Consider the following 19,954-nt stretch of genomic DNA (forward strand, 5'->3'; position numbering starts at 1 on the left):
GCTACTGGCCCCGGGGAACGTAGGTATTCATGATGCTCGGACCGCCGGGAAATGCGGTTACGGGCGCCGCAGGACAATCGACGTACGTCCGAAAATCCGAGTAGCCTTCGAATAGATCCTTCGGATCTACGTACCAGGCCTTTGTCTTGCGTAGAGTCGATGATGACAGTCCCTGCTCGGCAACCACGTAGGAGAGCATCTCTCCCGGCTGCACGGTGATTTCAGCTGGCCGAGGCTCCCCGGGCGCAGGCTTCCAATCAAACTCAGCGTCAAGGTAGGTAGTTACCCGCCCATCTACATCGAGCCCTTTAACAGATGGTTCGCCACTGAATACGTGGATGGGTGCTGTGGTGTCATTACGTATCGCCCCATGGCCAAGGATGTCCACCACGGTGAAGACGTTCGTGACTGAATCCCTCTCGTTCACCACAGTGATGTCGGTTAGTCCCGAGGAGACAACACCCGACGGACAGATTGTCTTTTGCGCGGCGGGAACAGTAGCGGTTGGCAGCGACGGTGCAAAGGGCGTGCTCGCTGGCAGGGTCTGGACGACTTCGGGTGCCACTGCGGAAGGTTCGCCTGGAGCCGTGCTCGTCGTTGCTACCGATCTCGACGGTGTTGTGTTGGGCGTCGGCTTGGGAATCGACGTGGGTTGAACCGGATCGACTTTCAAGGACGTATGTTGTTCAACCGCCGTGGAGGATGCAGCCTTCACGGGCGCCTTCTTGGTGGATTCTATGATGCCCGCTGCGATGGCTCCGCCCGCAATGGCCACTGCCACAATGGAAAGAATCACGATAAGCAAAATCGGAGCCTTCCCCGTCCCCCGAGGATTCATACCGGGAGTGTACGTGCAAGGAGTCGCCGACGCTAGCTAATCCCCGCGGATTGTCAGTGCCGGCAGGCATGATGGAAGAAGGCTCCACCTCCTGTGAAGCCAATGGTTCGAGGGGACAGACTATGGGATACACACAGGATCTGCTGACCGACGTACGACAGCAGCTGGCACCTGTTGACGAAGTGTTGAAGGAAGCGAGGACGCGAAGGGATTTGGTCCGGACCGCAGCCCTGACGTTTCCCGGAATGCAGCGCTCGTTCCCGTCTGGATCCTTGGCACACGCAACAGCCAACTGTCCTATCCACAAGCGGGACAAGGGGCTGGACGCCGACTGCGGCGCAGTTCTTAGTAGGGTGACTCACCGCGATCTGGGGCCAGACTCTATTTCCGAGCAAGGCCCGGCCGACATCGTGAAGGACGTTCTGGATCACATCCGTTCCACCGTTGTGGCTGACTACCCGGCCGCCACCCTTCGATCTACTAAGCGCGCCATCCTTATAGAGTTCAATGCCCCATTGCCGAATGGTGAAGATCCCACCGTTGATCTGGTGACCGGACTTGAACGGAAGGATAAGCCCGGGCTTTGGATTCCAAACCTCGAAAAGGACCGGTGGGATCCCTCCGACCCAGAAGAGCACACGCGCTTGCTCACTGATGAGCCCAAGTCGTTGCGGGTTACCCGGGCACGGGCAATTCGGCTGGCGAAAGCTGCGAATAAAGCAGATGCGGTGCCGAAACTCTGTTCTTTCAACATCGAGGCGCTGGCGTGGATGTTTGTGAAGCCTGGGATGGGGGAGGCGGAAGCACTGCTCGCCATGTGGTCCGAGGGGACCCGGGATTTGCGCCGCCGAGCTACACCAGACCCTGCGGGCGTCTCCGCTCCCATTAAGTGCGAAGATCGGGAATCAGCCGCGGACAAATTTCAGATCTCGGCAGACAGGCTATCTGCTGCCCTCGCACATGATCACGACGAGTACCGGGTCCATAAGGAACTTTCGGAACTGTGGCCGGACTTTGTCTCAGGATTGCCTGCCCAGGAGTCCAAAGCGCGCATCGCTGCCGCGCTACAGGACTCCCGTCACCTTGCAATTTCCACGGCTGGGGCGCTCAATTCATCGGACCTGGGACAGACGCTGAAGCGTCCGCGGTCCTTTGGCCAATGGCAGGAGCGCTGACTTGGGCTATCCCCGCAAACCTTTTTCCTGGCTTGAGGACTTTCCCAGAAGACGCCGTCTTGAGCAGTCTGCTCGGCTCGCTTTCCCGGACATGTTCATCGGGCGTGCCCGACGAGGGGGAAAGTTGTACGACGTCTACATCCTCACACTGGACGTTCCGGGCTACGACAGCCGCAAGGTACAGATTGAATTCCGGCACAAACTGGGCAGGAACCCTGCCATTTTCGCGGATGGTCCCGCTGGACGGTCATCTTCACCCCACAGATATCTGGAACGCGAGGGCACCCGTCTTTGCATCTGGTATCCAGGGGATCCTCCCGACAGGCAGTGGCTTCCAGAAGATGGCCTGCTGGCTCTCCTTGGCATGATTCAGGAGCATCTCTTCAAGGAAGCATATTGGCGGGAAAATGGAGTGTGGCTGGGTGAAGAAGCCCCGCACTCTCCCGAAAAGGAGAGGGCATGACTTCCGACACTTTGCTGCAGGCTATCCTCTCCGGCTCCGTTCTTGCTGCCGTGGTCGGCTTTGGAGCGAACATCTACTTCGCACGACGGAAATCCTTGGAAGAGGAGCGCAACACGGTTAGAGACCGCTGCGCATCAGCGCAGCAGGCCGTGTTCAACTACAAGGAGCTCCCGTACGCCATCCGCCGGCGAAACGCTGACTCCCCAGCCGAGGAACGTGTAAGGCTTTCTGAGATATTTCGTCTAATCCAAAGCGATCTTGCGTATTACGAAGCTTGGACCATCGGTGAGGCTCAAGCGCTGGGCGAAGCCTTCGACAAACTCTTAGCGCAGCTCAGGCGCCAGGCTGGTGGTGCCTGCCGCGCCGCATGGCAGGCAGCTCCAATAACTGATGACGCTGAGATGAACATCGACGCCTCCCTCATCGATCTCTCAGATCTGCTGGACTACGAAATCGCTTTCGAAGAAGCGGTAAGAGATCACCTAGAGAGTTTTCGTAGACCTAAGGCCCTGTTCGTACGCCCCGGCACAACGTCACGCAGAGGTGCCGCAGCAGGGGCTCAGGACCTCAATCAGGCTCAAGTGCCGGCGGGGGAGTGAAGCTATGCCCGTCTATTTAAAGAATCTTTCAAAGAGACTGGATTCGCAGTTCATATCCGACGATGACGCCTTCGAACGGTTTCAAGTGTTAGCTGACATAGCAGCGCTCAACTGGCCAAAAGGAGTCGTCCGGCAGTGGCTTTGGGATCACGGGTTCAACGACTCATTCCTGAGGGACTACGGCTCCTTGGACATCTACCTGATCACTTGGACGCTGGAGAAAGTACCGGCCAACCACTTCCTGGTCATGGAAACGGGTGCCAGCGACGGCGATTGCATTGAGGAGTATGCCGCCAACCATGGCTACTGGATGGGACTCAAAAGCAGGCCCCATCCTGCTGTTCGAAAGGCATGGGAGGAAGAAGGAACATGGCTGGTCCCCCCAATCGCTCTCGAGCGACGCTTATTGGAGCCATCGGATATTGGACTGCAATTGGTCGAGGGCAGGACACGGGTGGGCATTCTGCGAGGAAGACTTAGAGCAGGGCTGCAGGTGGCCGGAGAGCATGAAACGTGGGTGGGGCGGCGGAATCCGTCGACGGCTTGACCAATCCGAACTGTCCACATAATCGAGGACGACGCGGACGCGACCGAGGAACTGGAATCAGTGATTCGGGACGAAGCTGACATGCTCCTGCACGTCACCCAGCAGCTCCGCGACAAGCGGGACCGCGCCGCCGCGCTGGCCGCGCTCACCGCCGAGCTGGCAGCGGCAGGAACCACCGTTGTTCCCGAATGCGGCTACGGAGAGGACAGCGAAACCCTCAGAGTCACATCGCTGAAAAGGGCAGACGGGGAGCCGGCCACCGACGAAGACGGAAATGCCGTCTACATCGAGACGGACTATAGGGGCGAGCACGCCGCCGTCGCCGTGGTCACCGGCTGGCAGGAACTCGGCCTCACCCTGCGCTACTACAGCGGCTACGGCACGTCATCGGCCCCGAAAGGCCCCATGACCGAGGAACAGAAAGCCGAACGAAAGACCCTGATCGAAAACAACAAGCTGATGCAGTCAGCCACAACGGTCCGCCGCGAATGGGTCAAAAATCTGCTGGCCAGGAAGCAGGCCCCCAAGGGCTGGCAGTACTTCACCGTCCACGCCATCACCCACCACTCGGAAACCGCCAGCGGGTACGAGGGCAAGGTCGCCGCTGAAATGGTCGGAGCGAAATTCGGGGAGTCCAATCAGTGGGCGTGGAACCCGCTGAGGGAGCACGTCGCGAAGACCACCGCACGCCCCGAGTTCGCACTGATCGCCCTGATCTGCGCCGGGTACGAAAAGACCATCCAAAAGGACTCCTGGCGCTCACCCAGCCAGACCCACCGGGACTACCTGAACCAGCTGGTCACATGGGGATACACCGCCAGCGAAGTTGAGCAGATCATCATCGACAGCGGCCAAAAGACGGAAACCCCCGCCTGATCTGAAATCCCCTGCCGGGCGGAACCCCACCGCCCGGCAGGGCCCCGGCCACTCAACCAAAGAGGGCAACGAACCTTCCAGAAGTCGGGCGGTCCGCCGCCCAGGGCGAACCACAGCAGCCACTCACCAGCGGCAGACCGCCGTTCACGCGCCCCCCAAACGAATAACCCTGAGAGCCGCGCCGCCACGGAACAATGAGGTCCCCGCGAGGGGCAGCAATCAATGACTCCACACATACTTCAGCTAAGCCGAACCCATAGATTTCCTTTGCAGAGGGAAACCAAGGCAAGGCCGGCTCGCGCCGGCCTTGCCGCTTTTAACCCTGGTCCCCGAGCATCGAGGGGATTCCAACGCCGTCCGGATCCAGCTCCGGTCGGACACGTAAGAATCTGAGTGCGTGGCGAAAAGACCGGCCGGACCAGGCGACATCTGCCGAAACCTCCACGACTAAAGGTTCCACCAGCGTCAGTCGGACAGGTCCTTTGTCCTTGCTGAACCTGTCCAGAGCGCCCTGGCTGATCTCTTCCGGCCACGGATGGGCCGCTGTCGGCGGCCGCAGGTAGCGGGTCAGCTCACGCCCCGTCTTCGACGAGAGGACCGAGGACCGTCCAACGATCTGGAGCCGCCCGTCAAAGACCAGGCCCGCGACGATGGCTGTGGGCTGTGTCCTGCTGCCGATCACCGCGCCGCACACTCCGTCCAAGACGTTTCTGTGTTTGACCTTCGACCAAAGTCTCTGTCCACCGTCGTAGGTCTGTGCTGCCCCTTTGATGATCAGACCCTCGATGCCCGTCGCCGGCATCTCCTCAAACCAGCGCTGCGCCATCTCCCGGTCCCTCGTGGCGGGGGGAGAGGTTCAACGGAGGGCGCTAATCCGCGGCCAGCGCCTCCAGCAGTTCCCGGCGGCCTGAGAGCGGAACACCGCGAATGTCGCGGCCGGCGACCGCGAGCAGATCGAACGCCGCGAACGACGCCGGGAGTTCCCGTACCAGTGAAGCCAGTTGCGTCTTCGATGTCGTCATACGGCGCTGCAGCGCATCAAAGTCCAGCCGGCCCTTTGACCAGATGACTGCTTCGCCATCCAGGACAACCCCGGGAGGGAGCTGTTCTTCTGCAGCGGCAACCAGCTCAGGGAAGAACCTAGCCAAATCAGTTCCCTGCCTGGACCACAAGGACGCTGCGCCATCGTCCACAGAAATTCCGAGACGGAAGCCATCCCACTTGGGTTCATAGAGACAGCCCCCGGGTAGCGCGCTGGCGGCCGGGATCCGGGAAACCACCTTGGCCAGCACCAAGGGCACCGGCGGGGAAGCCCCGCCGGCATACCCTCAGCCACGACTAGCCCGGAACGTTCCGCGGATCGTTCCCGTAGCTGTTCTTGCTGGCGATCTGCCCGTCCTGGTTCTTGATGACGTGCTCAACCTTGTCCCGCTTCGCAGCTTCCCGCCCCTCAGCGATTGCCTCATCCTTCGTGCCACCGGTCGAAAATGCGCGGTCGGTTCCCTCGCGCTTGTTCTTCCACACGCCGTCTTCGTAGTACGTCTCGATATCACCCTGGGCCATTGAAATCTCTTTCTCTGTCACGGATTACTTACCCCGGACACGCTACACATATGCACCTCCGGAACGACGCAGACGCAACCATCCGCAAGGACGAGCCGCGGCCGAAGGCCGCAAAAGATCAGCCGTGGACGATCAGCTGTGAACGATTAGCCGAGGCCGAAACGGACGCTCCCCTCCACGGGGTTGTCACTTCTACTGCGGCTCTATTCCGAGGACCAGGCACAGGGTGGCTTACGCCAGTCTGCGGACGGTCCCACCGCTCAATTTGCTCATGAAATGGGGACTAAAAACCCCTAGAAATAAGGCCAAAACGTCTATTCATTCAGTTGAATGATTGCTAAAATTGAGGTAGCAAGTCAGCCAGTCGAACCTAACTAAAAGTGATACGAAACCGAGGACTGAAAATGACTCTCACCATCTACACCAAGCCCGCCGGATGCTTTGGATGCGCCAAGACCAAGCAGAAGTTCGCAGAGGCCGGCATCACCGTCCACGAAGTGGATGTCACCACCAGCCCGGAAGCCTTCGAGTACATCACCGAAGAGCTCGGCTACTCCCAGGTCCCCGTCGTCGTTTACGACAAGGACGGCACCGAAAACCACTGGTCCGGCCTGAACCCCGCCGGAATCGACCAGATCATCAGCATCGAAACAGCCGCCGGCCGTCGCGTCCGCGAAGCCTAGAAACAATCACCTGATCCCGCCAAAACGAAACCAGCAGAGAAGGAACGAAACCAATGTCAGGCGAAACCAGCATCACCGTAATCGGCAACCTCACTAACGATCCCGAACTGCGTCGGACCCAGGTTTCCCGTGAGTTCGGGAAAACTGAAGGCATTCCGGTAGCGAACTTCACCATCGCCTCCACGCCCAGGACCTTCGACCGGCAGAAAAACGAATGGGTGGACGGCGAAACCCTCTTCCTGCCCGCCAGCATTTGGCGGGACGCAGCCGAGCACGTCGCGGAATCCCTCACCAAGGGCATGCGCGTCATTGCCTCCGGGTTGCTGAAGTCCCGGACCTACGAGACGAAGACCGGGGAGAAGCGCACCGTGATCGAACTCGAGGTCGAAGAGATCGGCCTGTCCATGCGATTCCAAAACGTGGCGGTCAGCCGCACGCGCAACGCAGGCCAGGGCAACAGTGACGGCCAGGACGACAGGCGGGACGGCGGGGATGACACCTACCGGCCCATCAGTGAACCCGCCCCGCAGTTCGCTGATGATGACCCGTGGTTCGGGAAAGAAGCCAATCCGACGGGGCGGATCAACAGGCCTGGCCCTAACGGTGAACCGGCATACTGGTGAGCTGGCGACACACTGACGCCCACGCACCGATACCCCGCTCAGCCCATCCGGGCCAGCAACCACAACAGGACAGACCATGACCGAGATCCCCACCTTCGATGACACCCGTGGCCGGCGGCACAGCGTGCCGTCTAGCAAGAGGCAGGGGTCCTGATGGCGAAGAAGCCGGGAAGGTATCCTGCGTTCACCCCGTACTACACCGAGGAACAAGCCGGGCAGGTCCGGGCCGCGTACAAAGCGGCGGGCTTGCAGGAAGGCGACGCGAGCGTGTCGGACCTTATTGTCCGGGCGAGCATGCGTGAGGTGAAGCGCCTGCAGCGCAAGTACAACGGCGGCAAGCCGTGGCCGCCGGTGAAGGCCGGCGAACTGCGCCGCGGACAGAGAACCATGAACGAAATGCAGCACCGAAAAGAGGAAACGTAACCGTGGCGAAGTGGACCGACGAAGTGAACAAAACGGCCGTGCCCACGGCCGTGCCGTTTCCGAGGATGCTCACCCTGGACGAGGTCCAGGAAATCCTGAACCTCGGAAAACCACTGGTCTATGCGCTGGTGAAAAGCGGCGAATTGAGGGCCGCCCAATTCGGTGGAAGGGGGATCTGGAGGGTCAGGCAAGACGATCTGGCGGCGTACATTGATGCCGCTTACCAGAAGACCGCAGAGAGCATCGCGTCCGGCCTGCTCCCGGAAGGCGACACTCCCGCAGAGGACACGCAATGAAAGCGCGCGCCGGCTTTCCCGGGAAACGAATCGCAGCGGAGCAGCAATAGGAGGGGATCATGTTCATATTTATCTTCCTGGCAGCTTTCGCATCTGTGGCTCTGGTGGGCTGGATCATCTACGCACTCACCCATCCCGTCCTTGCCGGCCAGGGCATCCTGATCTTCCTCTGCAAGGCCGCCGGCGTCATTGCGCTGCTGTCCGCGTTCGGCTTCTGGATCGGTCAAGGGTTCGCCCAGGCCATCCCCGGCTTCCTCTTCATGGCCGGGTTCTCTTTCGCAGCAAATAAACTCGAACTCCGCTGGCGCGGCTGGTGACGGAGCTATGAGTACTGCGCCGGAGGGTCGATTCTGGTCCAAGGTGATTAGGGGCCCACGCCCCAATGACTGCTGGCTATGGGCCGCGGCCGTGGCTGATGACGGGTACGGGCGGTTCACGCTGAATTCTCACGGACGTACGCAGGCTGTCCGTCCTCATCGGTTCGCGTTCCACCTGATCCACGGCGTTCCCATGGAATCCTTCGGCGCCTTGATGCACCGATGCGACGTGCCCATCTGCGTGCGCGTCACTATGGGTGCTGACACGCACCTGGATCCAGGAACGAACCGGGAGAACATGGCTGACCGCCTTGCCAAAGGACGGGACGCCAACGGTTCCTTGTTCCGCTGGCGTGGCCTCTCCCGCACTCTTTTCGCTGACCGCTCCCGCCTCCTGCGGGATGAGGTCCGCGCTCACGGCTGGGATCGTGAGGAACGCATCCGCGCCCTGATCACCGGGGCCGACCCAGAGGCACCCACTCTGTTCTAGGCAGCTTCCCTAAAGAAGGAAATGGTCCCCGGCAATGTTTGCCGGGGACCATTCTTGGGAGTGCTGGGTGGCGCCTAGGCGGCGTGCGCAGCAGCGGGCTGATCTTCGCCCTGGGTATCGCCGGCGGTTGCGGGCGTTGCCTCACTGCGTTCGGCCGCATGGAGGTCGAGCATCTTCTTCACTTCCGCGCCGGAGAGTCCCAAACGCGCAGCAACTGCGGACTTCGCTTCACCGGCTGCCACCATGGCCGCCACTGTGCCGGCGGCGCTCCGCGTGGCCGCTTCGGCGTCCTCCTCTGCCTTCGCCAGGATCGCGTCAGCCTTGGCTTGCGCCTCGGCGCGCACCTGGTCAGCCTGCTCCTGCTGCTCGAAGAACTCTGCCGCGAGGTCGATCAGTCTCTCGTGGCGGGCGGTGAGCTCCTGGGCTTTGGCCCGCGCCTTTTCACGTGCGGCCAACTGCTGCGCGGACTTCCGTGGTGCTGCCATTTCTTGGTCCCTCCCCTTGGGTTTTTCTGTGGCACAGACCTAACGGCTAGCGCAGGGTCAGGCCCACATCCGGTGTGGCCGCCGCTTGGTCCTCGCTGTCGCGCGAACTGTTCCCAGCGGATTGTCCACTCCCGGACAAACCTACAGGATCGGACCTCGCGATGCTCGGGTTGGCCGTGGAATGTTTCCCCACACCTGGACAGCTCCGAGAGGGACACCTGTCTCTCTGCTGCCCACCTGTGGACAAAACATTCCGTAGCGGTTCCACACAATCGAACGCACTGTGGATAACGAAAAGCGTGTTACCCACAGCCCATTCTCATGTGCAGAACCGCATCAAAATCTTGATGGCCTGATCCTGCGCTTTTCTCCTTGTTTCATCGAGTTTGCTCGTCCCTCCCGTCACCGATTCCACAATCCAAAAACCGCAATATCTGTCACACCTTATGCATCATCGACAAGTGAGGTCCCTCGGCCGCTATGCTTGGGGTCATGATGACCGTGCACAAGCTCAGTGCCGGCGACGGATACACGTATTACACACGTGAAGTCGCCAGCGGTGACGAGCTGCGCACGAAGGACCGTTCCCTGGGCGATTACTACACCGTGGACGGGAACCCGCCGGGTCAGTGGGGCGGCGGCGGAGCTGCACTCTTGGGCGTTTCCGGTGAGGTATCCGAGGCCCAGATGGCGGCCCTGTTCGGTGAGGGGCTGCACCCGGACGCAGCTGCCAAACTGGCAGCTGACCCGTCCGCGAAGGTCGCCCTGGGGCAGCGTTACCGCAAGCCCACGCAGAAGGATAACGAGCTCCAGGAGCGCATCAACACCGCCACCAGTGACTTCCAACGGATGAACCACAAAAAGCCCGACGCGGACAACCGCCGTCTGATCCGCACCAAGGAAGGCGCCCAGTACTTCCGCGACCTCAACGGCCGGAACCCCGCCGACAAGGAGGAACTGGGCAGATTCATCACCGCCCAGACCAAGCCGGCATCACAGACCGTCGCAGGCTACGACCTGGTCTTCGCACCCGCCAAATCCGTCTCCCTCCTGTGGGCCGTGGGCGGAGATGATGCCCGGAAGCAGATCGAAGCAGCGCACCACGAAGCCATCGAAGAGACCATGGAATTCCTCGAAAAGGAAGCCACGTTCACCCGCCGTGGCCGCAACGGTGTCCGCCAGGAAGACGTCGAAGGCGGACTCGTCTACACCACGTTCCGGCACTACGACTCACGCAACGGGGACCCGCAGCTGCACGACCACGTCGTAGTTTCCAACAAGGTCATGGGCGCTGACGGGAAGTGGTCCAGTCTTGACGGACGCCTGCTCTACCAGTTCAACGTCGCCGCATCCGAGCATTACAACCGGACCGTCATGGAGAAAGTCTGCACCCGCCTCGGCGTCGGAGTCACCGAACGCAAAGTGTCCGGGGACCGCCCCGTGATCGAGATTGCCGGGGTGGACGTCGCCGCCATCGAAGCAGGGTCCTCCCGCTCCGGGGACATCAAGCCCGTCCTGGACAACCTGGTCCAACAGTTCACCGAGGACCACGGCTACGCCCCGAACACGAAGCAGATGATCGCCCTCGCGCAGCGGGCCACCCTGGATACCCGGCCCGAGAAGAAGGCCGCCCGCAGGCTCTCGGACCTGGTGACCGAATGGACCGAAGAGTTCTCCCAGGTCCCCGGCATGGTGGTGGGCCCCGCAGCGGTTGAGAAGGCACAGGCCCACCGCCACGACGCCCGTGATGCCGCCGAACGGGAAGGCAAGCCGCTCGTCACCCACGCCGATGAAGTGGACCCGGCCATTGAGGCAGCCGGTGTCATCCACACACTGGAGCGCAGCCGCGGCGTATGGGGAGAACACCACATCGACGCTGAGACGCGCCGCCGGCTGGGATCGAAGTTCGGTGAGCTGCCCATCCCCAAGGACCTGATCGAACAGGTCAAGGCCCGCGCCATTGACCAGTTCTCTCTGCGTATCACCGCCGCCAACCCGGCCTCCGAGATTGAGGCGCTGCGCCTGAAGAACGGTGCCAGCCGGTACGGCAAAGTCCACTCCACCCTCTACACCTCCTCCGGTGTCCTCCACAGTGAAGACCGGTTACTGACCGCCGCCCAGCGCAGCGTCATCCCCGCCGCCACGCAGGAGTCCTTTGACCTCGCAGCAGGGGCACAGGACAAGACTTTCGATGCCGGCCAGCTGCTCATGGCACAGGAGTTCGCGTGCAGCGACAAGCTCCTGGTGGTCGGTGTCGGCCCCGCCGGTGCCGGTAAGACCACCGCCTTGAAACTCGCCGCTGACACGGTCCGGCACGCCGGCGGAAACGTCATCGGCCTTGCCCCCACCGCCGCCGCAGCGGCAGTCATGGGCAAGGAACTCGGGGCAAACGCCAGTACCATCGACTCCTTTGTCCTCGGACACCAGATGCAAAATCCGAACCGTGTCATCCCCCTGCCGGGGGACGTGATCTTCCTTGATGAGGCCGGCATGGTCGGCACACAGCTGTTCGCGGCCGCCGTCACAATCGCTGAACAGCACGGCGCTGTCGTCCGCGCGCTGGGCGATGACAACCAGCTTTCCGCTGTCGGCTCCGGTGGCGCCCTGAGGTACCTGAAGAACACTGTCGGGGCCGTGCACCTGGAGGACCTGCACCGTTTCCGGAACGAGGACGGGACCCCCAACGCCGCCGAAGCCGCCGCCACGCTGGCGCTCCGGGAACCACCGGCCGTTGGCGAAGATGACCCGTGGGAGTTCTACCGGGCCAACCGCCGCGTGGTCGGCGGGGACGCCGAAACGATGACCTCCCACGTCTACGCCGCATGGGAGAAGGACACCGCGGCCGGTAAACACTCTGTGATGATGGCGTTCGATAACGTCACCGTCACCGAACTCAACGCCCGCGCCCAGACCTATCGGCTCGGCACCGGCGCCCTGCCCGACGGCCCGGCTGCAGCGTTGCGCGACGGACTCGCCGCCCGGGCCGGGGACGTCATTGTCACCCGGCAAAACAACCGCCTCCTGAGCGTGAACCGTGGCAAAGACTTCGTGAAAAACAACGACGTGTGGACCGTCGCCGAGGTCCACGCCGACGGGTCCCTGACCGCCAAACATGACGGTCACGCCGGAACGATCACCCTGCCCGCGCAGTACGTGCGGGAGAACACGATGCTCGGATATGCCGCCACCATCCACCGCACCCAGGGCCTGACCTGCGACACCACACACGCCCTGATCGGCTCGGGTCTCTCCCGCTCCCTGGCCTACGTCGCCGCGTCCCGTGGGCGGGACTCCAACAACCTCTACGGCGTAGTCCAGGAAGGCGAAACCCTTGCCGACGTGCTGCGCACCGTCGCCGGGAACCACGACGCGAACCTCACCGCGCACGAACAGATCGACGCCGCCCGGGCAGCAGCCCGTGCGCTCCCGGACATGGTCAACGTCTACAAAGACATTGATGACCAGGCCAACGAACTGCGCATGGCCAACACCGCCCGCAACATCCTGGGCGAAGGTCAAGCGCAGCCGTTCATCGCCTCCGACGCCTGGGGTGCAATCGCCACCCACCTGCGCAAGGCCGAGAACGAAGGCTTCAACATTGCCAACCTCCTGACCGACGCCGCACGGGACCCGTTCGAGGAATCCCAGGACGTCGGAGCAGTGCTGGCCTGGCGGGTAGAGGACAAGCTGGACTACTGGCGCACCCGCGCCGAGGCACCCGTGCGCCGGCCACTGGAAGCGGTCAGCGACGAAGCACTGACACGCCTCCAGCGCCGGGCCGTCAGTGAACTGATGCGCGCCCAGGCCAACGCCGGACAGAACCCCGCCACCGCCGCGCCCACTGCAAAGGACCTCGCCCGACAGTGGCGGAAGGAAACCACGGAAACGCCCTGGCAGTCCCGGCTCCACGGCCACGTCACCGACGATGACCTGGAGGTACGGATCACCCGCGCCAAGGAACAGCTGCGCACCGATGCCACGATCAACGATGCTCCCGCGGCCGCCAAGGCCCGCTGGCTCGCCGGGTCCCTGGAGAAGGAGAAAGCGTTGCGTGAGCTGATGCCCGGGCCGGTCCGTGCTGATGAAGCCTACGAACGCGGAGCTGTCACCAACTACCGCCGCGACGAGAACGCCCCCCGGGTACGTGCAGCTGATCAGATCCTCCGCCGGATCGAAGCAGAACAGATGCTCCGCCGGCGCCTACCCGAGCCCGTGGCACAGGCCCCGGCCCCGGACGGTCTGCCGGCATGGATGGCACCGGCCGATGTCATCACCCACCAGGACACCCCCGCCCTGTGGCGCACGGAGCTCGAAGGACGCCGCGAAGTCATGGCCCAGGAGGTCAACCGTCTCGGTTCCCAGCTGGCCGCCGCCCCGCCGGCATGGGCCGAAGCTCTTGGGCCTGTGCCGTCCGACACCGTCAGGCAGCAGCAATGGCGGGACCTTGCCGTGGAGGTCAAAACCTTCCGCGACACCTACCGGATCCCGGAGACGGAGACGACGGTCCTGCCCGCCGGGTACACCGAAAAGGGAACCGGCGCCGAACTGTCCGCCCGTGTCACGGCCATGCACAAGTACTCCGCACAGACCGCGAAGGAACCCCTGTCGGCCGCCGACGCGGCACTCATGGCAGACGCCGCCGACGTCGGGGCAACAGTGACCACCGAACCTACCCCGGCAGAACAGGTCGTGGACCGGCTGCGTGAAGAACGCTCACAGGACGTGACCCTGACCCCGGAGCAGGACCGGGCCGAACGTGTCGCTGCCATGGTCCGCCGGGTCCGTGAGAACCGCGAAGCCCGTCAGGGGGCGCCAGCCCAGGAGCAGGCTCCGCAGGCTGTCAGCGAGGCACTAAAGGACATCGCCGCACGCAGGCAAACCGAAGAATCCACGGCCGGGCAAGCCCAGGAGTCGCTGAAGGAACGCCTGGCAAAAGCACGCCAGGAACGCGAATCAGCCCGCACCGCTGCACCAAACGCCGGGGACGAGATCCAGGCGGCACAGGAAGAAAAGGCCGCGCAGGAAGCCAAGCGACGGGCAGAACGCCGCGGCCCCAGCGCCGCACCCGACCACGGCCGGCGGGGCCCGAGTCTGTGACCGGGCCCGGTCACGAGGAAGGGCACGGAACATACGTTCCGTGCCCTTCGGTTTCCTCGCGCGAATGAATCAGTTCCCTGACGCGGGTGCCGCTGTGATTCGCGGCCGCTTCCAGAGTTCCTGCTCCATTCGCCCTCCATGAGAACTCCGGCCGGTTTCAGGATGAATCCCGTGAGCTTTCCGGCAACAAAGCTTTCACGCATCGCATCGACTGGTAGACGGTTGTGTGTGAACTTCACGGCTTCGGTGAGCTGATTGTCCTGGTTGTCGCCATGGGCCACCGGCGGGACATCTACCAGCACTAGCCTCGGATGGACCAGCCCATCAGCCTGCCTCGGCCCGGCCGGCGCAGCTGCGGTTCGCACGGGCACCTCACGATGGGCGCCGTCGCGCCTCGAAGAAGGTTGCGGTACGTGGAACTTGCTGGGAACTTAAGGGAGGCCGGACAGCAGAGGACGCTTGGCTGGAGTGTCCGGCCAAGCGTCCTCTGGGGTTTTTGGCGAGGTGCCCTGTTAGCAACGTGAGTATTGACCCCACGTGGCTGCACGTACCAGCCAGGGAACCTTGCAGTAGTAGTTGAGGGCCCAGTTCACTGCGTTCCTGCCCCAAGGTGTCTGAAGGAACGACCAAGTGGGGCAGTATCCAAGTGCAAAGGCGGCGACGTAGACGCTCGCCCGGCTACCGTTGATGGCGCTAACGCAGAGCCCTGAGCCGGGGGTTATCGTGCTCACGTGAACGGTGGTTGGCTGGACGGCTGAAACCGCTGAGTGCAGAGGCTGTGCGGCTGTGGCCGGACTGCTGACTCCGACCAGCAGGAGCGTCGTGACTACGAGCGCGGTCAGTGCTGTCTTGAACTTCAAGTACTTTGTGGAATGCATTTTGGGCTCCTTAGCTGTTCGGTTTTTCATCGTGATCGTCCGGGGTGGGCCGTCCACTTCCACTATTTGAACGCTGCTAAGGCGGCCTAGGTGGTCGGCAGTCAAAAGTACCTATTTTGAGCGGATAGCCAGACTCGATACCGCAGAAATCGGGAAAATCGAAGCCACCTGAAACGCGGGTGCGGTGCACCTACGTGTGAGATCGGCGGCTGTCTTTCAGGGAGCGCTTTGCAGCCAACCCGCACACTTCCCGCAGCCGATGATGACCTGCCCGGGGCGGGAGCTCATGCCTTAATTTCACGAAGTGGGCGCGATTATTCCTTGACGATTGCTGCGGCGGTGGTGGACCCCGACAATTGCCAAGATCAACTACTTTCACCCCCGCAGCAACCCAGTTCAGCAGTGCTTTTCTCTGTCCGGGAGGCGCAGCGGAGGGTCCAAGGCCGTGTATCTCTCATGAGAGAGAAGTGTCCTTTCCCCGCACGGAACCATGCTCACAGCATGGCATTTCGGGCCGTGTGAGCACGGCACTGACAACTTCCCCTCAGGAGAAGTGAGATCGCTGCGGTCTGCCTTCTTAGTCGTAGCGCAATCGTTTTCTCTGTCATAGTGGCCACCGTCGACAGTCACACCGATATGAGGGTCTGGAACCGTAAACGTCGTGCCGGCTGAGGCACGTGATGCGTTGGCTGTGAAGGTGCGGGGTTGTGCCGCCACGTGCAACCGATTACCGGGTGGGTGGATCGGTCTGGCTCTGCTGTGCCCGAAGAATGATGCGCCAGGAGCGACTGTCTCGCCCGAGGGGACCGTGCTCTCGTATCAAAGGTGGAATTGGTTGTCGAGCAGGTGTCGGATGCGTTTGGTGTGCGTTCATGCCTAGGGCACGGCGGCGACCGATCATTCCGGATTGAAGACGAGTTCGGAACGCTTCATCTGCCCCTGGCCCGACGACGTGATGGCTGGCGTAGGCCCCACTGCTCTGAGCCGCTTTGACCCATGGATGTTGACCCGGCCAAGGTGGTGTGTGGAGACCGTGAATCCAACTTGATCGTGGCATAAGTGGGGGGTGCTCCAGAGTCTCTGGAGCACCCCCACCTTGCCGAACTAGGGCTCAGCTACTTCAGTTGCTGAGTTTGCGCAAGCTTTCGACGGTTTTCTGCGTCAATCTGCCTCTTACGTTCTTCTTCGGCCCTCTTGCGGAGGCGCTCCTGTTCTTTGATGTAGCGTTCCTGGACCTCCTGGGATGCCTGGATGATCTGGGCCGGGGGCGGGGTATCAAACATTGTCGTCTCCTTTGGTTCAGGCCGTGTCGGGTGCGGCTTGATGTCTCCATACAAACCCCTCTCAGGGGCCGGTTGAGAAGCAGTTTTGATTTGATGAATTTTTGCGGAAGACAAGCGTGAATTCCGCAAGGATTGGTGTTGCGGGGCTGCGTTGCGGGACTGGTTTTCATCCTGGCAAGGCCGGCAGGTCATCAAAGCAAAAATGACGGGATTGTCAAGTCACACAGTCGCGCGGGCACGGCAAACCTGACATTATTCCGCTAGGACCTGGGCTGGTTCGGAAATGGGGTACGGCTGAGTGCACAAGCTGTTGGATGACAATAAGGATATAAAAGTGCTCCGGGAGAAGGAGTCAGCGCATTTATTTCCGCACTTTCTGATGCTGTCGTATCTGGGCCGCCTGAGACTTCGGGAGCATCTGGAGAATAAGAGAGCGTTCAGCATGCCTTCGGCAAGCAGCGTCAATACTCATCTTCGGGAGCTCAGCGGGATGGGGATGCTGGGCCTTCCCGATTTTGCTCTGGATGACAAAATCAATTCCAAGTCTCCTTTTGTAGCTGAAGGGAGCGCCGTCGGTCATGTCGCCGGTGCCGGGCCGACGACGAAGTTGCTCGTGATGGCCCGACGGGGAACATTCCTGCTGTATCGTGACGGGCTCAAAGACCAGTTCGCCCGGCTGCAGCCCGGGGTGGATTCGATGGTCCGGGGATACCTTCGAGCGTTGCTCCGCTGGGCTGACGACTGGCCGGAGTTGGCCCGGGCGACGAATGAAGAAGCGCGGGCAGGGAGGGGTAACGGCTCGGCTGTATTCGACGCCGCGCAGACCCTTCCCAGGGCCTTGGCGAAGTCGATGTCAGAGGTGAGGTTCCCTGACTATGCGGTGAACGATGTTGCATCGATTATCGACAGCGGTGAGCGGGAGTCGTCGAGTCCGGCGAGGAAGGCCGCTGCGGGTACCGCGAAGGTCCTCGTCGACAGCCTTTCGTTGGCGGTCGCTCAACGGCGCCGTGATCCGACGCTGAGCGTTCTTACGGCCTACAATTCGATCCGTCCCCACCAGTCCAAGGCTCTGGCGCAACATCTGAGGATTTCGGCGCAGGGCCTGGAAGGAACGGATCACGAGCTTTCGATGTATTACCGGCTGGCCGCGGACATACTCGCCAAAAACGTGAAAGTGGACCCGGCAGAAGTGCGTGCCATGTACGAGAGGATCGGCGTCATTTCTCAGCACCTCGAAACCATTTTGAAGCTGAGCCAGCAGGGGGAGAGCCAAAATGAGTTCGTTTGATCCGAAACTACTCAGGGAAATCCAGGAGACATACAAACTCGGCCGTGTCGCCGGCCGAACGGAGGCTATCCAAGGAACCTGGAAGAAGGAACCCGGCAAGTCCGAACTGGCTTTGCGGGACGCACGCGGCCTGTTGTCTGAGATCCTGCCCTCCGATGTGGACAACAGCGGCGTCGTCGAAATCTTTCTGCCGGACCATGCCGGACCGTTCAACGGTGATTCGCCGGTTTCCCGTGCCCGTGCGCTCCTGGTATTGGATCTCCTCAACGTCATTGGAGAAGGGCCTGGATACCTTGGAAAAGAGCAGAATGTCGCCCGTCGAAATCTGATGTTGAGCTGGGCCAGGGAAGCTGGACTCCGTGATAACGACCCGCGAATGCTTCGAAGAATCGACCAAGCCTTAGTATCTGCGGCACACTTTCTGGATGCTGATGCCCGGGTGGCACGACTTAAAGAACATATTGCACAGAACCATCCGACCGAAGGTTCATTCGCGACCACTATCGCTCAGCTCAACCTCGCCAGCGCCATGCGCGAACGCGGTTCGGACTCGGACTACGACGAAGGCGCCGAGATCATCTGCCAGGAGCACGAGTTCCGGAAGAAACGGTATGGTGCGAGACATCCGCTCACCCTGGTTTCGGTACAGCACTTCCTCTGGCACCTGGTTGCCTTCGTTGAACGGGGCAAAAGGCCGGCGGCCGGGGATGACTCGCCCGGGGCGCAGCTTTACCGTAAGCGGGAAGGTCATCTCACGGACGCGAGTATTGGCCGCATACGGCTGAGACCGGGATTGGATGGTTTGGAGGATCACCCGAGCGCCCTCGACCTGATCGTGAAGCTGCATCAAGTGCGTTCCGAAATTTTCGGCGAAATATCCCGTCCTGTTGCGGCCGCGCTGTGTCTCCGGGCACGAATCCACTTAGCCCTCGGCAAGACAGACCAGGCCGATCTCATCGCCAGGGCATGCATCGATGCGGCAAAAGGGTTCGCTGGAACCTCGCCGGATGTCTATCGGGCACGGAGCAGGGTCATCATCGCCGCGACGGCCAAGCATCCACCGCAGACGGGGGACTACCAGTTCACACAGCGGGACCTTGATGTACTTCTGAAGGAGCATGAAGCGTATTGGGTCCACATGGCACTCGATTTAAATCTCCCGGCCGTTCCAGAGCCCGTCCGGGCGTCCAAATGGCTTGGCAGAGGATAGAAGTGGGGGACCGAAATTTCTTTGGGCCGCAACCGTGATTGGCGGTGACTACGCCGAAGAAGCGTCCGGGCTTTGACCACGATGGGCGGGGGAAGCTTCCGGCGGACCTTTGAGCATCTCAGAGGCGTCCAGTGCTTGGCGCGTAATTTCGCGTCCAGATGCATCTCTGTAGGGTTCGCATGACAACGGGTATGCATTGGCCCCGCGGGGTCCCCAGGCTACTGAAATGTAGGCGGGACGTAGGACACCACCGGCACCGTAGTCTCGGTTGGCGTCGTCGTTCCCTTCGATCCATCCACCAGTCCCCGCGGTCCATTGGACTTGCCGGAGAGCTGCGAAGAGGGTTCGCGCGATGGAATGGCGGTGCGCCAACTCGGCTGCTTCGCGCCCCGCCGGGACACTCCAACGGACGCCAACTAGTGCCGGGTCGAAGACGATCTGCGCGCGCCCGACATCAAAGGCATTTGTATCTTCCGTGGGGTAGTCCATGTCAGCTCGGAGCAAGCTACGGGGTTGTTCCTGCCCCCACAGGCTGGTCCTCTCAAAGCTGTCGTCGAGGACTTCCTGTGCAGTTCCGGATTCTGTGGCCTGTATGCGGAAAAAGTCCCGTTGCGCCCTGAAGTACGCTGAACGGTCTGTTGTTTCGAGGTCGTCAAGGGTTCGCCAGAAGTCACGGGCGATACTCAACACCTTGTCTTTGTGCGTTTGGTCGGCGCGCATGACTTCCTGGCGGACGCGCGCGTAATCAGCTGCCGGAAGCCTTACCGAGCCGTCTTCCCATTCAATCCAGACCATTACCCTCCCTCCGGCGGTGTCCGTG

At 61.7% G+C, this 19,954-nt stretch carries 20 protein-coding genes and 1 pseudogene; 14 read left to right on the forward strand and 7 right to left on the reverse strand.

Going from position 1 to position 19,954, the window contains the following annotated elements:
* Position 1 precedes the first annotated feature (1 nt).
* A complete protein-coding gene (locus tag ACFVWT_RS18415) occupies positions 2-805 on the reverse strand; it encodes a hypothetical protein (RefSeq protein WP_390250336.1) in 804 nt (267 codons plus the stop codon).
* Between the two features lie 155 nt (positions 806-960).
* Here ACFVWT_RS18415 and ACFVWT_RS18420 point away from each other — a divergent pair, with 155 nt between their 5' ends.
* From ACFVWT_RS18420 to ACFVWT_RS18440, 5 genes and pseudogenes are all read left to right on the forward strand, one after another.
* A complete protein-coding gene (locus tag ACFVWT_RS18420) occupies positions 961-2,013 on the forward strand; it encodes a hypothetical protein (protein ID WP_390250338.1) in 1,053 nt (350 codons plus the stop codon).
* Position 2,014: 1 nt separating this feature from the next.
* Positions 2,015-2,476 carry a hypothetical protein gene (locus ACFVWT_RS18425; RefSeq protein ID WP_390250340.1) on the forward strand — a complete coding sequence of 154 codons (462 nt, stop codon included), beginning with the start codon at positions 2,015-2,017 and terminating at the stop codon, positions 2,474-2,476.
* Positions 2,473-3,075: a hypothetical protein gene (locus tag ACFVWT_RS18430; protein WP_390250342.1), complete on the forward strand. Its 603-nt coding sequence runs from the start codon at positions 2,473-2,475 to the stop codon at positions 3,073-3,075. The genes ACFVWT_RS18425 and ACFVWT_RS18430 overlap by 4 nt, the downstream gene beginning before the upstream one ends.
* A gap of 4 nt (positions 3,076-3,079) precedes the next feature.
* A complete protein-coding gene (locus ACFVWT_RS18435) occupies positions 3,080-3,622 on the forward strand; it encodes a hypothetical protein (RefSeq protein WP_390250344.1) in 543 nt (180 codons plus the stop codon).
* Positions 3,623-3,646: 24 nt separating this feature from the next.
* Positions 3,647-4,498, forward strand: a pseudogene (locus ACFVWT_RS18440) (chromosome partitioning protein ParB); the annotation flags it as partial.
* A 316-nt stretch (positions 4,499-4,814) separates the two neighbouring features.
* On the opposite strand, the gene ACFVWT_RS18445 reads toward ACFVWT_RS18440, so the two are convergent.
* The 3 genes from ACFVWT_RS18445 to ACFVWT_RS18455 are packed head-to-tail and all read right to left on the reverse strand — an operon-like array spanning position 4,815 to position 6,061.
* Complete coding sequence (locus tag ACFVWT_RS18445; protein ID WP_390250346.1) at positions 4,815-5,324, reverse strand: hypothetical protein; 510 nt, start codon at positions 5,322-5,324, stop codon at positions 4,815-4,817.
* Between the two features lie 43 nt (positions 5,325-5,367).
* On the reverse strand, positions 5,368-5,799 hold the full coding sequence (locus ACFVWT_RS18450) for a hypothetical protein (protein WP_390250348.1): 432 nt from the start codon (positions 5,797-5,799) through the stop codon (positions 5,368-5,370).
* A 37-nt stretch (positions 5,800-5,836) separates the two neighbouring features.
* Positions 5,837-6,061, reverse strand: coding sequence for a DUF2188 domain-containing protein (locus tag ACFVWT_RS18455; RefSeq protein WP_390250350.1), 225 nt, complete (start codon positions 6,059-6,061; stop codon positions 5,837-5,839).
* A 404-nt stretch (positions 6,062-6,465) separates the two neighbouring features.
* Here ACFVWT_RS18455 and ACFVWT_RS18460 point away from each other — a divergent pair, with 404 nt between their 5' ends.
* The 6 genes from ACFVWT_RS18460 to ACFVWT_RS18485 all read left to right on the forward strand — a co-directional run bounded on the left by ACFVWT_RS18460 (position 6,466) and on the right by ACFVWT_RS18485 (position 8,893).
* Positions 6,466-6,744, forward strand: coding sequence for a glutaredoxin family protein (locus tag ACFVWT_RS18460; RefSeq protein ID WP_390250352.1), 279 nt, complete (start codon positions 6,466-6,468; stop codon positions 6,742-6,744).
* A 53-nt stretch (positions 6,745-6,797) separates the two neighbouring features.
* On the forward strand, positions 6,798-7,367 hold the full coding sequence (locus tag ACFVWT_RS18465; RefSeq protein WP_390250354.1) for a single-stranded DNA-binding protein: 570 nt from the start codon (positions 6,798-6,800) through the stop codon (positions 7,365-7,367).
* A gap of 153 nt (positions 7,368-7,520) precedes the next feature.
* Complete coding sequence (locus ACFVWT_RS18470) at positions 7,521-7,790, forward strand: hypothetical protein (RefSeq protein ID WP_390250356.1); 270 nt, start codon at positions 7,521-7,523, stop codon at positions 7,788-7,790.
* Positions 7,791-7,792: 2 nt separating this feature from the next.
* Entirely contained in the window at positions 7,793-8,086 is a 294-nt protein-coding gene (locus ACFVWT_RS18475) for a helix-turn-helix domain-containing protein (protein ID WP_390250358.1), read from the forward strand.
* 59 nt (positions 8,087-8,145) lie between these two features.
* A complete protein-coding gene (locus tag ACFVWT_RS18480; RefSeq protein ID WP_390250360.1) occupies positions 8,146-8,403 on the forward strand; it encodes a chemotaxis protein in 258 nt (85 codons plus the stop codon).
* A gap of 298 nt (positions 8,404-8,701) precedes the next feature.
* Positions 8,702-8,893, forward strand: a complete 192-nt coding sequence (locus ACFVWT_RS18485; protein ID WP_390250362.1) for a hypothetical protein — start codon at positions 8,702-8,704, stop codon at positions 8,891-8,893.
* A 74-nt stretch (positions 8,894-8,967) separates the two neighbouring features.
* Here the strand turns inward: ACFVWT_RS18485 and ACFVWT_RS18490 are convergent, their stop codons facing one another.
* Entirely contained in the window at positions 8,968-9,378 is a 411-nt protein-coding gene (locus ACFVWT_RS18490; RefSeq protein ID WP_390250364.1) for a hypothetical protein, read from the reverse strand.
* 492 nt (positions 9,379-9,870) lie between these two features.
* On the opposite strand from ACFVWT_RS18490, the gene mobF reads away from it, so the two are divergent.
* Positions 9,871-14,475 carry a MobF family relaxase gene (mobF, locus tag ACFVWT_RS18495; RefSeq protein WP_390250366.1) on the forward strand — a complete coding sequence of 1,535 codons (4,605 nt, stop codon included), beginning with the start codon at positions 9,871-9,873 and terminating at the stop codon, positions 14,473-14,475.
* 1,993 nt (positions 14,476-16,468) lie between these two features.
* On the opposite strand, the gene ACFVWT_RS18500 is transcribed toward mobF, so the two are convergent.
* Positions 16,469-16,636, reverse strand: a complete 168-nt coding sequence (locus ACFVWT_RS18500) for a hypothetical protein (protein WP_390250368.1) — start codon at positions 16,634-16,636, stop codon at positions 16,469-16,471.
* A gap of 298 nt (positions 16,637-16,934) precedes the next feature.
* Here ACFVWT_RS18500 and ACFVWT_RS18505 point away from each other — a divergent pair, with 298 nt between their 5' ends.
* Positions 16,935-17,924, forward strand: a complete 990-nt coding sequence (locus ACFVWT_RS18505) for a hypothetical protein (RefSeq protein ID WP_390250370.1) — start codon at positions 16,935-16,937, stop codon at positions 17,922-17,924.
* Positions 17,911-19,134, forward strand: a complete 1,224-nt coding sequence (locus ACFVWT_RS18510; protein ID WP_390250372.1) for a hypothetical protein — start codon at positions 17,911-17,913, stop codon at positions 19,132-19,134. The genes ACFVWT_RS18505 and ACFVWT_RS18510 overlap by 14 nt, the downstream gene beginning before the upstream one ends.
* 48 nt (positions 19,135-19,182) lie before the next feature.
* Here ACFVWT_RS18510 and ACFVWT_RS18515 read toward each other — a convergent pair whose 3' ends face one another.
* Positions 19,183-19,929 (reverse strand): hypothetical protein, encoded by a 747-nt coding sequence (locus tag ACFVWT_RS18515; RefSeq protein ID WP_390250374.1) that lies wholly within the window; start codon positions 19,927-19,929, stop codon positions 19,183-19,185.
* Positions 19,930-19,954: the final 25 nt, after the last annotated feature.

The organism is Arthrobacter sp. NPDC058288 (assembly GCF_042880995.1).
In the GTDB taxonomy this organism is placed as follows: domain Bacteria; phylum Actinomycetota; class Actinomycetes; order Actinomycetales; family Micrococcaceae; genus Arthrobacter.